Source organism: uncultured Bacteroides sp., from assembly GCF_902491285.1.
In the GTDB taxonomy this organism is placed as follows: domain Bacteria; phylum Bacteroidota; class Bacteroidia; order Bacteroidales; family Bacteroidaceae; genus Bacteroides.
In genome coordinates this window covers 37,699-51,249 of sequence record NZ_CABUHK010000035.1, presented here as the reverse complement: position 1 = coordinate 51,249, position 13,551 = coordinate 37,699, and the positions used below count along the sequence as shown (strand labels likewise).

The window sequence follows — 13,551 nt, the reverse complement described above, 5'->3', positions numbered from 1 at the left end:
TCGACGTAATGAAAGAAAATATCGCAGTTCGCGAAGCTAACCGTTTGGGTATTCCAGTATTCGGTATCGTTGATACCAACTCTGATCCTTCAAACGTAGATTTCGTAATTCCTGCTAACGATGACGCTACTAAATCGGTAGAAGTTATCCTGGATGCTTGTTGCGCTGCTATGATCGAAGGCTTGGAAGAAAGAAAAGCTGAAAAGATCGACATGGAAGCTGCCGGTGAAGCACCTGCTAACAAAGGCAAGAAGAAATCAGTGAAAGCTAGACTCGACAAGTCTGACGAAGAAGCTATCAACGCAGCTAAAGCTGCTGCTTTCATCAAGGAAGACGAAGAGGCTTAATATATAAAATGTGCCAATTTGCTGATGTGCAAGAGTATGCTTATATGCTTGCATCTTGATTGGCAGATTGGCACATTTTTTGTTTTGAAAATTATTATTCATTTAAATAAAGGAAATTATTATGGCTGTAAGTATGGCTGATATTACCAAGCTGCGCAAAATGACCGGAGCTGGTATGATGGATTGCAAAAATGCGTTGACTGAAGCTGAAGGCGATTTCGACAAGGCAATGGAGATTATCCGTAAGAAAGGACAAGCTGTTGCTGCTAAGCGTTCGGAACGTGAAGCTTCTGAAGGTTGCGTTTTGGCTAAAACTACCGGTGACCGTGCCGTTATCGTTGCTTTGAAGTGTGAAACTGACTTTGTTGCTCAGAATGCTGATTTCGTGAAACTGACTCAGGATATTCTTGACCTTGCTGTGGCTAACAAATGCGCTACTTTGGATGAAGTAAAAGCATTGCCGATGGGTAACGGTACTGTACAGGATGCAGTGACTGACCGTAGCGGTATCACAGGTGAGAAAATGGAACTGGATGGTTACATGACTGTAGAAGGTGTATGCACTGCTGTTTATAATCACATGAACAGAAATGGTCTTTGCACTATTGTTGCTTTCAACAAGGAAGTTAACGATCAGTTGGCTAAACAAGTAGCTATGCAGATTGCTGCCATGAACCCGATTGCCATTGATGAAGATGGCGTTTCTGAAGAAGTAAAACAGAAAGAAATCGAAGTTGCCATTGAGAAGACAAAAGCAGAACAGGTACAGAAGGCTGTAGAAGCAGCTCTGAAGAAAGCTAACATCAACCCGGCTCATGTGGACAGCGAAGAACACATGGAAAGCAACATGGCTAAAGGCTGGATTACTGCTGAGGATGTAGCGAAAGCAAAAGAAATCATTGCTACTGTTTCTGCTGAGAAGGCTGCACACCTGCCTGAACAAATGATTCAGAACATCGCGAAAGGTCGTCTGGGCAAGTTCTTGAAAGAAGTTTGCTTATTGAACCAGGAAGATATCATGGACGGTAAGAAGACTGTAAGAGAAGTGTTGGCTGCTGCTGATCCTGAACTGAAGATTGTTGACTTCAAGCGTTTCACTTTGAAAGCTGAATAATCAAATCAGTCTTGGAAATAAGAAAATATAAAAGAGGGCGATGAGCCCTCTTTTTTTGTTATTTCAGCGCTTTATCTATTTCCTTCATCAGCTTATCCATTTCCTCTTTCCGGTAACCGACGGTGGCGGATATCACTTTCCCTTCTTTGTCGATCAAGTAACTTCTGGGAATGTACTGAGTGGCAAATTTATTCGTGACTTCCCGTTTCGGATCCGGGTAGAGAGGGAATGTAAACCCTTTACGTTTGTTGTATGCCGTTAATTCTTCGTCTGTGTGCTCACGTCCAATCACTATCATACGAAAATTCTTATTGTCTTTATACTTCGGCCAAAGGATTTTCTGAACTTCCGCCAGTTCGCTCTGGCAAGGACCGCACCAAGTGGCGAAGATATTGATTAGTACAACTTTTCCTTTCAGGTCTGCGGAATCCACTGTTCCGTTTACTGCCGAACTAAGCGTGAAAGCAGGCATATTGTCTCCGGTTTTGACAATATCCCCTTTGTCATTCTGTGCAAACGACAATAGTGAGCATAATACTGCTACACAAAATAAAAATCCTTTCCTCATATCTTATATCATTTGAATTAGTTAACCACCTATACCTTTTGTTTTTGTATATCCTTCTTTGAGAAGCAGCTCCATAACCTTAGTCTTGAAATCTCCCTGCACGATGATTTCGCCATCCTTTGCCGAACCGCCCACTCCGCATTTGCTTTTCAGCAGCTTTCCGAGTTCTTTCAGGTCATTGTCAGTACCGACGAATCCGGTAATTAATGTTACCACTTTTCCGCCACGGTTCTTTTTATCGATGGAAACCCGCAGGTTTTGTTTGCCTTTATCAAGGGTGGTCTGCTCTTCGTCGTCATTCATCTCATAACCGAAGTCAGGATTCGTTGAATACACTACGTTCAGTCTGTCTTTCCAATCATTCTTTTTCATATTCGTCATTTTTATTTCTTCTCATTTCTTCTCAAAAGTATCAAACTTATGGAAAAGAGCAAAATTTGTACCACTTTTCATTGTTTTGTTTAATCTCTATTAAGGTTTTCCATTATACGGTTGTCAGTCTCAAAAAATAATGTACTTTTGCAAAATACCAAATTTTGTAAGAAGTATGAGCACTTATATACGAAAAGAGGCGGATAAAGTGCCGGAGCCTACCTTGCGCAGACTTCCCTGGTATCTGTCTAATATAAAACTAATGAAAGAAAAAGGAGAGCAATATGTCTCTTCTACACAAATCTCTAAGGAAATAAATATTGACGCTTCCCAAATCGCCAAGGATTTGTCGTACGTTAATATTTCGGGGCGTACGAGAGTCGGTTACAACATCGACGCACTGATTGAGGTGCTGGAGAGCTTTCTTGGATTTACCAATATGCACAAAGCCTTCTTGTTTGGTGTGGGTAGCTTGGGTGGAGCCTTGCTTCGTGATTCTGGTTTGCAGCATTTTGGATTGGAGATTGTAGCGGCGTTTGATGTCAATCCGGAACTGGTAGGGAAGAACTTGGACGGAATTCCTATCTTCCATTCCGATGATTTTGAGGTAAAGATGAAAGAATATGACGTGAATATCGGTGTGCTGACAGTGCCTATTAATATTGCTCAAGAGATTACAAATAAGATGGTAGACGGTGGCATAAAGGCAGTATGGAACTTTACTCCTTTCCGTATTCGCGTGCCTGAGAATATTGTCGTACAGAATACTTCTCTATATGCCCACCTGGCTGTAATGTTTAACCGATTGAATTTTAACGAGAAATAATGAAGATTATCGCAGTAGGAATGAACTACGCCCAGCATAACAAGGAACTGGGACATACACAAGTCAATACGGAACCGGTCATTTTTATGAAACCGGACTCTGCTATTCTTAAAGATGGCAAACCGTTTTTCATTCCCGACTTTTCTAACGAGATACATTATGAAACGGAACTGGTAGTCCGAATCAACCGATTGGGGAAGAATATCGCTCCCCGTTTTGCGAACCGGTATTATGACGCAGTGACAGTGGGTATTGACTTTACAGCCCGTGACCTTCAACGAAAGTTTCGCGAACAGGGAAATCCTTGGGAGTTGTGTAAAGGTTTCGATTCATCTGCAGCTATCGGAGATTTTGTTTCCGTCGACCGCTATAAGGATATTCAGAATCTGAATTTCAACCTGCTGATTGACGGCAAGGAAGTACAACAAGGCTGTACGGCAGATATGCTTTTCAAAATAGATGATATTATAGCCTATGTCAGTCGGTTTGTAACATTGAAAATCGGAGATTTGCTGTTTACGGGTACTCCTGTCGGTGTAGGTCCTGTCAGTATAGGACAACACTTGCAAGGCTATCTGGAAGGAGAAAAACTACTGGATTTCCATATCCGTTGATTGACCTTCGAACATTCATCATTAACTATTACCACAAATCACTAGTACTCATTTATTAGACAAATTATGAAGATAAGAGTAGGTTTTGGCTTCGACGTACATCAGTTGGTCGAAGGGCGTGAACTGTGGCTCGGCGGTATCCTTTTGGAACATACGAAAGGATTGTTGGGACATTCGGACGCGGACGTATTGCTACATGCCGTTTGCGACGCTTTGCTGGGAGCGGCAAATATGCGTGACATTGGCTATCACTTTCCGGATACAGCGGGAGAATTTAAAAACATAGACAGCAAGATTCTGTTGAAAAAGACAGTAGAATTGCTTGCTACTAAAGGATATAAGGTCGGCAATATTGACGCCACCATCTGTGCCGAGCGTCCGAAGCTCAAAGCGCATATCCCTTTGATGCAGGAGATAATGGCAACAGTCATGGGAATTGATGTGGATGATATTTCCATTAAAGCGACCACTACCGAGAAACTTGGATTTACAGGTCGCGAAGAAGGAATTTCAGCCTATGCCACCGTACTGATTGAGAAGAATAATTAACCCCCTAAAATAAATGATTATGATTCGACTTTTGAAATTTCACTTAACACTTATCTTACTGTTGGCTGCAACTTTTTGTATGGCTCAAAAGAGTGAACTGCAATTTAGTAAAGAAGGTAAATTCAAGATTGTGCAATTTACCGATGTGCACTTTAAGTATGGTAATCCGGCTTCTGACGTAGCATTGGAACGTATTAATCAAGTACTTGACACCGAACGGCCGGATTTGGTAGTCTTTACCGGAGATGTTGTTTACGCGGCACCTGCTGATTCCGGTATGTTGAAGGTCTTGGAACAGGTATCCAAGCGCAAGCTTCCTTTTGTTGTGACTTTTGGTAACCATGATGATGAACAAGGATTGACACGGTCACAGCTATATGATATCATCCGTACCGTTCCAGGTAATTTAATGCCTGACCGGGGAACTGCTTTGTCACCGGATTATGTATTGACCGTAAAATCTTCTTCCGACTCTAAAAAGGATGCAGCCCTGCTTTATTGTATGGACTCTCACTCTTATTCACCTTTGAAAGATGTGAAGGGGTATAATTGGCTTACGTTCGACCAAATAAACTGGTATCGTCAGCAAAGTGCTGCCTATAAAACTCGGAATGGCGGACAACCGTTGCCTGCTCTTGCCTTTTTCCATATTCCTCTGCCCGAATATCACGAAGCCATTCGCGATGAAAATGCAGCTTTTCGCGGAACACGTATGGAAGAAGCTTGTGCACCTAGAATAAATACAGGAATGTTTGCTGCCATGAAAGAGGCGGGAGACGTGATGGGTGTATTTGTCGGACACGACCATGATAATGACTATGCGGTCATGTGGAAAAATATCCTTCTGGCTTACGGGCGCTATACCGGTGGAAACACTGTGTACAATCATTTGCCGAACGGTGCCCGTATCATCGTATTGGATGAAGGTGCACGCACATTCACTTCCTGGATTCGTCAGAAAGACGGCATTGTGGATAAAGTCTCTTATCCGGCAAGCTTTGTCAAGGACGATTGGACTAAACGTTGAGGCTTGCGAACTTCACATGGCTAAGGCGCGTATATTTAGAACCATAGCTTTCGTACCGGCGTGACACTTTCGCCGATGCGACGTAGATAATTTCTCCCAGTCGGTATTCATGCTCTATCCCGGATAAAGTACCTGATACCGCACTGGGATTTTTTGACGGAATACTCATAACGACCAAGTTCCCGCTGGCATCCGTCAGCGTGAGCACCTGCTTGACAAAAAACTGCGGGGTAGTGCCGTTCACCCTTGTTTTATACGGGTCGTCTTCCAGCCGCACACGGGTCACTTTCAATTTTAAGTCTGTAAGTTTCTCCCCTAATTCTCCCAAATACCGGCTTGACGAACGTTTCTCTCTGGATTTTCTCTGCATGATGTCCAAATGTATGGAGTGGTAAGCCTGCGCTATAATGACAAAGCGTTCCTGTTTTGGAATCTTCGGAATAAACTTATAGGCTATCCAGCTTAAATAAGTCGGATCTATTTTCAGTATTTCATGCAGGAAATGTCCTCGATACTTCCCGAAGAAGATAAGGTCATCACCATTACTCTGCATCCTCTTCTCGTTATAATCCATAAGGATGAGGCAACGCTTTGAGTAATAAAACAGGGTACTTGCCACCCGGAGAGACTCATTAATATCCGGCGACAGGTCATGTATGTAAAGAATCGATTGTTTTTCGGGCAGGGGAGAATAGAGCCAAAGGGAATAGTTGGGTTTCCCCGGTCGAGGTGTCACCACCAAGTAAACACCCGCCTCTTTGAAAGAGGCTCTGCCTCGGTTGTATTCATTCAGTTTGGCATACAATAAGGCTTGCTCGTTTTCGGAAATGCCCGGTAATCTAGGGTTAGCCATAATTGTTCTCGCTTTTGTTATATTTCAAATATAGGGATTTTTATTTGGAAAAGCAACTGCTTTTTTATAAAATCACTTCAATTAAGCATCATTGTGGAGAAATAATCTCTCTACAATAAAAAGTTTGTCGATTTTACCCTCATACCCTCATAATTTCCCTCAATCGCTTTATTCATCGGTATTGTAGCTATGAGGGCAAACCTGAGGGTGACTATGAGGGTAAAAGTTACCCTCATAGTGTGTTGGCTGATAAATACCCACATCCCATAAGTGTTAGTTTAATTGTTTGTCTGTTTTTCCTTAAAGCTTGTCAAGAGCTCACAGTTGTGAACGGATAAGCTGTCACTTGTTGATAAAAAGGTTTACATATGTAAATGAAACAGCTCACTTCTGTGAGCCTGTAAAGGACATAAGGAGGCAACAAAAGAAACTCCAAGCATTTATATGTACTGTATAAGGAAATGGGGTGTACAAGCCGTTATTATTCCATATCTATACTGTTTCGTTTGCAATAAATTTATTTTCTCCGAAGAATCTCGTACATTTGTATCCACGTAATTTATAAAATTCGGATGAAAGAACGAAATAAAAGAGTATTGGTCGGAATGAGTGGCGGCATTGACAGTACCGCCACTTGTCTGATGCTGCAGGAACAAGGATACGAAATAGTAGGAGTAACCATGCGTGTATGGGGTGATGAGCCGCAAGATGCAAGGGAACTGGCTGCACGGATGGGAATCGAACATTATGTGGCGGATGAACGTATTCCTTTTAAAGAGACTATCGTAAAAAATTTCATAGACGAATATAAACAGGGACGTACGCCGAATCCGTGTGTAATGTGCAACCCTTTGTTCAAGTTTCGTGTTCTGACGGAATGGGCGGATAAGTTGGGGTGTGCCTGGATTGCTACCGGACATTATTCACGGCTGGAAGAACGGAACGGACATATTTATATAGTAGCCGGAGATGACGATAAGAAAGACCAGTCTTATTTCCTTTGGAGATTGGGACAGGATATACTGAGACGCTGTATCTTTCCTTTAGGGGATTACACGAAAGTGAAGGTTCGGGAATACCTTGCAGAGAAAGGCTACGAAGCCAAGTCAAAAGAAGGAGAAAGTATGGAAGTCTGTTTTATAAAAGGAGATTATCGCGACTTTCTTCGTGAGCAATGTCCGGAACTGGACACCGAGATAGGTCCGGGATGGTTTGTCAATTCCGAAGGTGTGAAACTGGGACAACATAAGGGTGCGCCCTATTATACGATCGGTCAGCGGAAAGGATTGGAGATTGCGTTGGGCAAACCGGCTTATGTATTGAAAATCAATCCGCAGAAAAATACAGTGATGCTCGGTGATGCCGAACAGTTGCAAACTGACTATATGCTGATAGAACAGGATAAGATTGTGGATGAACAAGAATTGTTCCAGTGTGAGAACTTGACGGTGAGGATTCGTTATCGAAGCCGTCCGTTGCCTTGCCGGGTGAAGCGATTGGAAGATGGACGCCTGTTGGTGCGTTTTCTTGAAACGGCTTCGGCTATTGCTCCCGGACAATCGGCTGTGTTCTATGACGGAAGACGTGTATTAGGTGGAGCTTTTATTGCTTCGCAGCGGGGAATCGGGTTGGTGATTTTAGAGAACGAAGGATTTTGATTGATTAAAATAAAGATAACTTATGAGGAAATTTGTGTTATTGGTTTTTGCTTTGAATATATGCCTGGGAGTTTTTGCTCAATTCACACCGGGCGATACCTTAAAATATCGTATTAGCCTGAAAGATAAGGCAGCTACGGAATACTCTCTGCAGAAACCGGAAAAATACTTGTCCGGGAAATCCATTGAACGGAGAAAAAGACAGGGATTGGCAATAGATTCCACCGACTTGCCAGTATGCAGGAAATACGTAGATGCGATACGGAAGAAAGGTGTTCACGTACTTGTTACCGGAAAATGGGATAACTTCGTTACCGTCTCCTGTAATGACAGCACGTTGATTGATGAAATTGCAAAACTACCTTTTGTGCGTTCTACGGAAAGGGTTTGGAAAGGCATTACTCAAAAGAGTTTTGAGAGAGATTCGCTGATAAACAAGCCTTTGCGTTCCGATAGCCTTTACGGACCTGCGATTGCTCAAATAAGGATGAGCCGTGCGAACCTTCTTCATAATGCAGGTTTCAAAGGACAGGGAATGACGATTGCCGTAATTGATGCCGGATTCCATAATGTAGACAAGATAGAGGCAATGAAGAATATCAATATTCTTGGTGTGCGTGACTTTGTAAATCCCGAAGCAGATATTTATGCGGAAAGCAGCCACGGTATGTCTGTTCTCTCCTGCATGGCAATGAATCAGCCGAATGTGATGATTGGTACGGCTCCCGAAGCTTCCTATTGGTTGCTGCGTAGTGAGGATGAATATTCGGAAAATCTGGTGGAACAGGATTATTGGGCGGCGGCAATCGAATTTGCCGATAGTGTAGGAGTGGATTTGGTAAATACATCCCTCGGATATTATTCGTTTGATGATCCGGCAAAGAATTATCGCTATCGTGATTTGAACGGACATTATGCGTTAATGTCCCGTGAAGCTGCACGGGCTGCAGATAAAGGAATCGTAGTTGTCTGCAGTGCCGGAAATTCCGGTGCGGGGTCGTGGAAGAAGATTACCCCGCCGGGAGATGCGGAGAACGTGATAACCGTAGGCGCTATTAATAAAAGGGGAGAGCTGGCTCCGTTCTCTTCCGTAGGAAATACGTCGGACGGACGGGTGAAGCCGGATGTTGTTGCCGTAGGATTGGGTTCGGACGTGATGGGGACAGACGGCAATCTTCGCCATGCTAACGGAACTTCCTTCTCTTCTCCGATTATGTGCGGAATGGTGGCCTGTTTGTGGCAGGCTTGTCCGGAACTGACGGCAAAAGAAGTGATAGAACTGGTTCGCCGGTCGGGTGACAGGGCAGATTTTCCGGATAATATATATGGATACGGTATTCCTGACTTGTGGAAGGCGTATTTTACGGTTAACGGAGAAGTGATTGGTGATTAACAACTGGTTACTATTGTACTAATCGCTAATCATTAATCATTAACCATTATGGATTCCTCCCTTTCTCTTTTAGAACTGAATGCGCTTGTCCGCCGCAGTCTGGAGCAATGTCTGCCAGATGAATACTGGATACAGGCAGAGTTGAGCGATGTCCGTTCCAATACGACCGGACATTGTTATCTGGAATTTGTGCAGAAAGATCCTCGCAGCAACAACCTTGTCGCTAAGGCGCGTGGTATGATTTGGAACAATATCTACCGTTTGCTGAAACCCTATTTCGAGGAAACTACCGGACAGATGTTTACTGCCGGCATCAAAGTGCTGGTAAAAGTGACGGTTCAGTTTCACGAACTTTACGGCTACAGTCTGACAGTGCTTGATATTGACCCTACCTATACACTGGGAGACATGGCCCGCCGCCGACGGGAAATACTGTTGCAGTTGGAAGAGGAAGGTGTACTGACACTGAATAAAGAATTGGAAATGCCGGTTCTGCCGCAACGTATTGCCGTTATTTCCTCTGCTACCGCTGCCGGATATGGTGATTTCTGCCATCAGTTGCAGCATAATCCGGGCGGGTTCTTTTTCTATACGGAGCTTTTTCCCGCTTTGATGCAGGGGAATCAAGTTGAAGAATCCGTATTGGCGGCTTTAGATCGTATCAATGCCCGCATGAATGAATTCGATGTGGTCGTTATCATCCGTGGTGGCGGGGCAACTTCCGATTTATCCGGTTTTGATACTTATCTGCTGGCGGCTGCGTGTGCACAATTTCCGTTACCTGTCATTACCGGAATCGGTCACGAACGCGACGATACAGTCCTTGACTCTGTGGCGCATACCCGGGTAAAAACTCCTACGGCGGCAGCCGAACTCCTGATTCACCGAGTCACGGAAATAGCCGACCGCTTGGAAGAATTGTCCGCCCGTATCCAACAAGGAGCCTATGCGATGCTTGAGCAGGAGTGGCGGAGACTGGAAACACTGCAGACCCGTATCCCAAACCTTGTGCATCGGATACTCACGGATGCCCGTTTTGCTTTGCTGTCAGCCGGAAAGGATTTGTCGCAAGTGACGAAGGCGCTATTAGCCCGCCAACACCATCGACTGGAACTTCTGCAACAGCGCATAGCGGATGCCTCTCCCGATAAATTGCTAAGCCGCGGATACAGTATCACCCTAAAGGACGGGAAAGCGGTAACGGACGCATCCTCGCTGAAGCAGGGAGACAAATTAGTCACCCGTTTCTCGAAAGGAGAAGCCCGTTCTGTAGTGGAATAGCAAACATCCGGATAGAAGTAAAAGAAACATTCATCATTAACTATTAATAATAATCAATCATCGTGGCAGCAAAAAAGGAAACATATCTTCAGGCGATGGAACGTCTCGAAAAGATTGTCCGTCAGATAGACAATAATGAACTGGATATTGACGTTTTGAGTGAGAAAATCAAGGAAGCCAATGAAATAATTGCCTTCTGTACCGAAAAACTGACGAAAGCAGACCGCGAAGTCGAAAAAATATTGCGAGAAAAGCGGCAATCTGAAGAATAAAAGTTATTTTTGCAAATTAAAGTTTAAGAAAGAATAAACTAATACAGTATAAAATGAAAGAAATAGACTGGGCGAATCTGTCATTCGGATATATGAAGACAGACTACAATGTACGAATCAATTTCCGCAACGGAGCATGGGGAGAATTGGAAGTTAGTAGTGACGAACATCTGAATCTGCATATGGCAGCTACGTGTCTGCACTACGGACAGGAAGCATTCGAAGGATTGAAGGCTTTCCGTGGGAAAGACGGTAAGGTGCGTATCTTCCGTTTGGAAGAAAATGCGGCTCGCCTGCAATCTACCTGTCAGGGAATCCTGATGGCGGAACTTCCGACTGAACGTTTCAAGGAAGCTATTCTGAAAGTTGTGAAACTGAACGAACGTTTCATTCCGCCTTATGAGACAGGTGCTTCTCTTTACATCCGCCCTTTGCTCATCGGAACAAGCGCACAGGTAGGCGTGCATCCGTCAGATGAATATATGTTTGTGGTATTCGTGACTCCGGTAGGCCCGTACTTCAAGGGTGGTTTCTCTACCAATCCGTATGTTATCATTCGTGAGTTCGACCGTGCTGCTCCTCATGGAACTGGTATTTATAAAGTAGGCGGTAACTATGCAGCCAGCCTGCGTGCCAACAAGAAAGCACACGACCTGGGATATTCCTGTGAGTTCTATCTCGATGCCAAAGAAAAGAAATATATCGACGAATGTGGCGCAGCCAACTTCTTCGGTATTAAAGACAATACGTATATCACTCCGAAATCATCTTCTATCCTGCCTTCCATCACTAACAAGAGTTTGATGCAGTTGGCGGAAGATATGGGTATCAAGGTAGAACGCCGTCCGATACCGGAAGAAGAACTGGAAACGTTTGAAGAAGCCGGTGCTTGCGGAACTGCCGCGGTAATCAGTCCGATTCAACGCATTGATGATTTGGAAAACGGAAAATCATACGTTATCTCTAAAGATGGCAAACCGGGCCCCATCTGTACGAAACTGTACAACAAGTTGCGCGGGATTCAGTACGGCGACGAACCGGATACACATGGTTGGGTAACCATCGTGGAGTAACCGGAGTCCAATAATAAACACACATTTATCTAATTATTAAATTTATTATGTTAAAAGAGAATTCAGAACTACGTGCTGAAGCACGTCAGGCACTTCAAGGTAAGTGGCCTATGGCAGCAGTTGCTGCGCTTATTTATTCAATTATTGCCGGTGGACTTTCCGCTATTCCCTTTATCGGCGGATTGTGCTCACTGTTTGTCGGACTGCCGGTTGCGTACGGTATTGCGATTGTGATGTTTGGTGTGTACAAAGGTAAGGATATTGATTTTGGAGTGCTGTTTGAAGGCTTCCAGGATTATAGCCGTATTTTTGTAACTAAGTTGCTCCAGGGCATTTACACAGCTTTGTGGTCATTGCTGTTGGTTGTTCCGGGCATCATCAAGTATTATTCTTATGCAATGACGGACTATATTCTGAAAGAAGAGCCGGAGATGAAAAATAACGCAGCTATCGAAAAGAGTATGGCTATGATGGAAAACAACAAGATGAAGTTGTTCTTGCTCGACTTGAGCTTCATCGGTTGGGCTATCCTTTGTATCTTTACTTTCGGTATCGGGTTCTTATTCTTGCAACCTTATGTGCAAGTTTCTCATGCTGCCTTCTATGAAGATTTGAAAGCACAGCAGGGAGGTGAAGTGAAAGTTGAGATTTAATCGACAAATAAATTCAGCTATATGGAAGAATGGGGTATGGAGAAATCTGTACTCCATTTCTTTTTGTCGGTTACGTCAAAATCAGTACCTTTGCGACCTAATCAGTATTGATATGGGAAAGAATAAATTAGAAAAGTTTGCCGATATGGCAAGTTATCCGCACGTGTTCGAGTATCCTTATTCGGAGGTAGATAATGTGCCTTTTGACATGAAGGGAAAATGGCATGAGGAGTTTTTCAAGAACGACCATCCGATAGTGCTCGAACTGGGCTGTGGACGTGGTGAATATACCGTCGGTCTGGGTAAGATGTTTCCCGAAAAGAACTTTATAGCAGTTGATATAAAAGGTGCCCGTATGTGGACGGGGGCAACGGAGTCATTGCAGGCAGGAATGAAGAATGTGGCTTTCCTGCGTACAAATATCGAAATCATCGAACGTTTCTTTGCCGAGGGCGAGGTTAGTGAGATATGGCTTACTTTCTCCGACCCGCAGATGAAGAAAGCGACGAAGCGGCTGACTTCTACCTATTTTATGGAAAGATACCGTAAATTCTTGCAACCGAACGGAATTATCCACTTGAAGACGGACAGCAACTTCATGTTTACTTATACAAAATACATGATAGAAGCCAATCAGCTTCCGGTGGAGTTTATGACGGAAGATTTATACCACTCCGGTTTGGTGGACGATATTCTTGGCATCAAGACTTATTATGAACAACAATGGCTCGATCGTGGTTTAAATATCAAGTATATCAAGTTTCTGCTCCCGCAAGAAGGCGAATTGCAGGAACCGGATGTGGAAATAGAGCTTGATTCTTATCGTAGCTATAATCGTAGCAAGCGTAGCGGGCTGAGTACCAGTAAATAGCCTGCCGGAATAATCGCCGTAAAATGAACCGGCAGCCGCCTGGATGGTGAATTTAAATAGTAAATTGTAAATCGTCAAAT

Annotated in this window: 16 protein-coding genes; 13 read left to right on the top strand and 3 right to left on the bottom strand. The window is 43.7% G+C overall.

All coding sequences use genetic code 11. The annotated features are described in order from the left end of the window. A partial coding sequence (locus RDN93_RS10985) for a 30S ribosomal protein S2 (protein ID WP_308745568.1) occupies nt 1-347 on the top strand: 347 nt, incomplete at its 5' end. A 121-nt stretch (nt 348-468) separates the two neighbouring features. Then, nucleotides 469-1,461 carry a translation elongation factor Ts gene (gene tsf, locus RDN93_RS10980; RefSeq protein ID WP_308745567.1) on the top strand — a complete coding sequence of 331 codons (993 nt, stop codon included), beginning with the start codon at nt 469-471 and terminating at the stop codon, nt 1,459-1,461. Between the two features lie 58 nt (nt 1,462-1,519). Here tsf and RDN93_RS10975 read toward each other — a convergent pair whose 3' ends face one another. Continuing rightward, the gene (locus tag RDN93_RS10975) at nt 1,520-2,029 is read right to left on the bottom strand and encodes a TlpA disulfide reductase family protein (protein ID WP_308745566.1); all 510 of its coding nucleotides are present in this window, start codon (nt 2,027-2,029) and stop codon (nt 1,520-1,522) included. Between the two features lie 21 nt (nt 2,030-2,050). Further along, nucleotides 2,051-2,401 (bottom strand): translation initiation factor, encoded by a 351-nt coding sequence (locus tag RDN93_RS10970; RefSeq protein ID WP_308745565.1) that lies wholly within the window; start codon nt 2,399-2,401, stop codon nt 2,051-2,053. A 175-nt stretch (nt 2,402-2,576) separates the two neighbouring features. Between RDN93_RS10970 and RDN93_RS10965 the strand changes: the two genes are divergently transcribed. From RDN93_RS10965 to RDN93_RS10950, 4 genes are all read left to right on the top strand, one after another. Beyond that, a complete protein-coding gene (locus RDN93_RS10965; RefSeq protein ID WP_308745564.1) occupies nt 2,577-3,227 on the top strand; it encodes a redox-sensing transcriptional repressor Rex in 651 nt (216 codons plus the stop codon). Continuing rightward, a complete protein-coding gene (locus RDN93_RS10960) occupies nt 3,227-3,841 on the top strand; it encodes a fumarylacetoacetate hydrolase family protein (protein ID WP_308745563.1) in 615 nt (204 codons plus the stop codon). Before RDN93_RS10965 ends, RDN93_RS10960 begins: the two co-directional genes overlap by 1 nt. 66 nt (nt 3,842-3,907) lie before the next feature. Continuing rightward, complete coding sequence (gene ispF / locus RDN93_RS10955) at nt 3,908-4,390, top strand: 2-C-methyl-D-erythritol 2,4-cyclodiphosphate synthase (RefSeq protein WP_308745562.1); 483 nt, start codon at nt 3,908-3,910, stop codon at nt 4,388-4,390. A gap of 19 nt (nt 4,391-4,409) precedes the next feature. Then, nucleotides 4,410-5,417, top strand: coding sequence for a metallophosphoesterase (locus tag RDN93_RS10950; protein ID WP_308745561.1), 1,008 nt, complete (start codon nt 4,410-4,412; stop codon nt 5,415-5,417). Here the strand turns inward: RDN93_RS10950 and RDN93_RS10945 are convergent. Beyond that, on the bottom strand, nt 5,407-6,270 hold the full coding sequence (locus tag RDN93_RS10945; protein WP_308745560.1) for a hypothetical protein: 864 nt from the start codon (nt 6,268-6,270) through the stop codon (nt 5,407-5,409). The genes RDN93_RS10950 and RDN93_RS10945 overlap by 11 nt on opposite strands. 572 nt (nt 6,271-6,842) lie before the next feature. Here RDN93_RS10945 and mnmA point away from each other — a divergent pair. The 7 genes from mnmA (at nt 6,843) to trmB (ending at nt 13,471) form a co-directional block, all read left to right on the top strand. Then, entirely contained in the window at nt 6,843-7,928 is a 1,086-nt protein-coding gene (mnmA, locus tag RDN93_RS10940; protein ID WP_308745559.1) for a tRNA 2-thiouridine(34) synthase MnmA, read from the top strand. A 22-nt stretch (nt 7,929-7,950) separates the two neighbouring features. Further along, nucleotides 7,951-9,321: a S8 family serine peptidase gene (locus RDN93_RS10935; RefSeq protein ID WP_308745558.1), complete on the top strand. Its 1,371-nt coding sequence runs from the start codon at nt 7,951-7,953 to the stop codon at nt 9,319-9,321. A gap of 48 nt (nt 9,322-9,369) precedes the next feature. Next, nucleotides 9,370-10,602: an exodeoxyribonuclease VII large subunit gene (gene xseA, locus RDN93_RS10930; protein WP_308745557.1), complete on the top strand. Its 1,233-nt coding sequence runs from the start codon at nt 9,370-9,372 to the stop codon at nt 10,600-10,602. A 62-nt stretch (nt 10,603-10,664) separates the two neighbouring features. Beyond that, nucleotides 10,665-10,874, top strand: a complete 210-nt coding sequence (xseB, locus tag RDN93_RS10925; protein ID WP_308745556.1) for an exodeoxyribonuclease VII small subunit — start codon at nt 10,665-10,667, stop codon at nt 10,872-10,874. Nucleotides 10,875-10,915: 41 nt separating this feature from the next. Then, on the top strand, nt 10,916-11,947 hold the full coding sequence (locus RDN93_RS10920) for a branched-chain amino acid aminotransferase (protein WP_308745569.1): 1,032 nt from the start codon (nt 10,916-10,918) through the stop codon (nt 11,945-11,947). A 47-nt stretch (nt 11,948-11,994) separates the two neighbouring features. Then, nucleotides 11,995-12,600, top strand: coding sequence for a DUF975 family protein (locus tag RDN93_RS10915; RefSeq protein ID WP_308745555.1), 606 nt, complete (start codon nt 11,995-11,997; stop codon nt 12,598-12,600). A gap of 112 nt (nt 12,601-12,712) precedes the next feature. Continuing rightward, complete coding sequence (gene trmB, locus RDN93_RS10910; protein ID WP_308745554.1) at nt 12,713-13,471, top strand: tRNA (guanosine(46)-N7)-methyltransferase TrmB; 759 nt, start codon at nt 12,713-12,715, stop codon at nt 13,469-13,471. The last annotated feature ends 80 nt before the right edge of the window (nt 13,472-13,551 follow it).

Excerpts from the sequence above, each read along its gene's own strand:
- trmB (WP_308745554.1), top strand. The coding sequence starts at position 12,713 with ATGGGAAAGAATAAATTAGAAAAGTTTGCCGATATGGCAAGTTATCCG.
- RDN93_RS10975 (WP_308745566.1), bottom strand. The coding sequence starts at position 2,029 with ATGAGGAAAGGATTTTTATTTTGTGTAGCAGTATTATGCTCACTATTG.
- tsf (WP_308745567.1), top strand. The coding sequence starts at position 469 with ATGGCTGTAAGTATGGCTGATATTACCAAGCTGCGCAAAATGACCGGA.
- RDN93_RS10970 (WP_308745565.1), bottom strand. The coding sequence starts at position 2,401 with ATGAAAAAGAATGATTGGAAAGACAGACTGAACGTAGTGTATTCAACG.
- RDN93_RS10965 (WP_308745564.1), top strand. The coding sequence starts at position 2,577 with ATGAGCACTTATATACGAAAAGAGGCGGATAAAGTGCCGGAGCCTACC.
- RDN93_RS10950 (WP_308745561.1), top strand. The coding sequence starts at position 4,410 with ATGATTCGACTTTTGAAATTTCACTTAACACTTATCTTACTGTTGGCT.
- ispF (WP_308745562.1), top strand. The coding sequence starts at position 3,908 with ATGAAGATAAGAGTAGGTTTTGGCTTCGACGTACATCAGTTGGTCGAA.
- RDN93_RS10915 (WP_308745555.1), top strand. The coding sequence starts at position 11,995 with ATGTTAAAAGAGAATTCAGAACTACGTGCTGAAGCACGTCAGGCACTT.
- mnmA (WP_308745559.1), top strand. The coding sequence starts at position 6,843 with ATGAAAGAACGAAATAAAAGAGTATTGGTCGGAATGAGTGGCGGCATT.
- RDN93_RS10960 (WP_308745563.1), top strand. The coding sequence starts at position 3,227 with ATGAAGATTATCGCAGTAGGAATGAACTACGCCCAGCATAACAAGGAA.
- RDN93_RS10945 (WP_308745560.1), bottom strand. The coding sequence starts at position 6,270 with ATGGCTAACCCTAGATTACCGGGCATTTCCGAAAACGAGCAAGCCTTA.
- xseA (WP_308745557.1), top strand. The coding sequence starts at position 9,370 with ATGGATTCCTCCCTTTCTCTTTTAGAACTGAATGCGCTTGTCCGCCGC.
- RDN93_RS10935 (WP_308745558.1), top strand. The coding sequence starts at position 7,951 with ATGAGGAAATTTGTGTTATTGGTTTTTGCTTTGAATATATGCCTGGGA.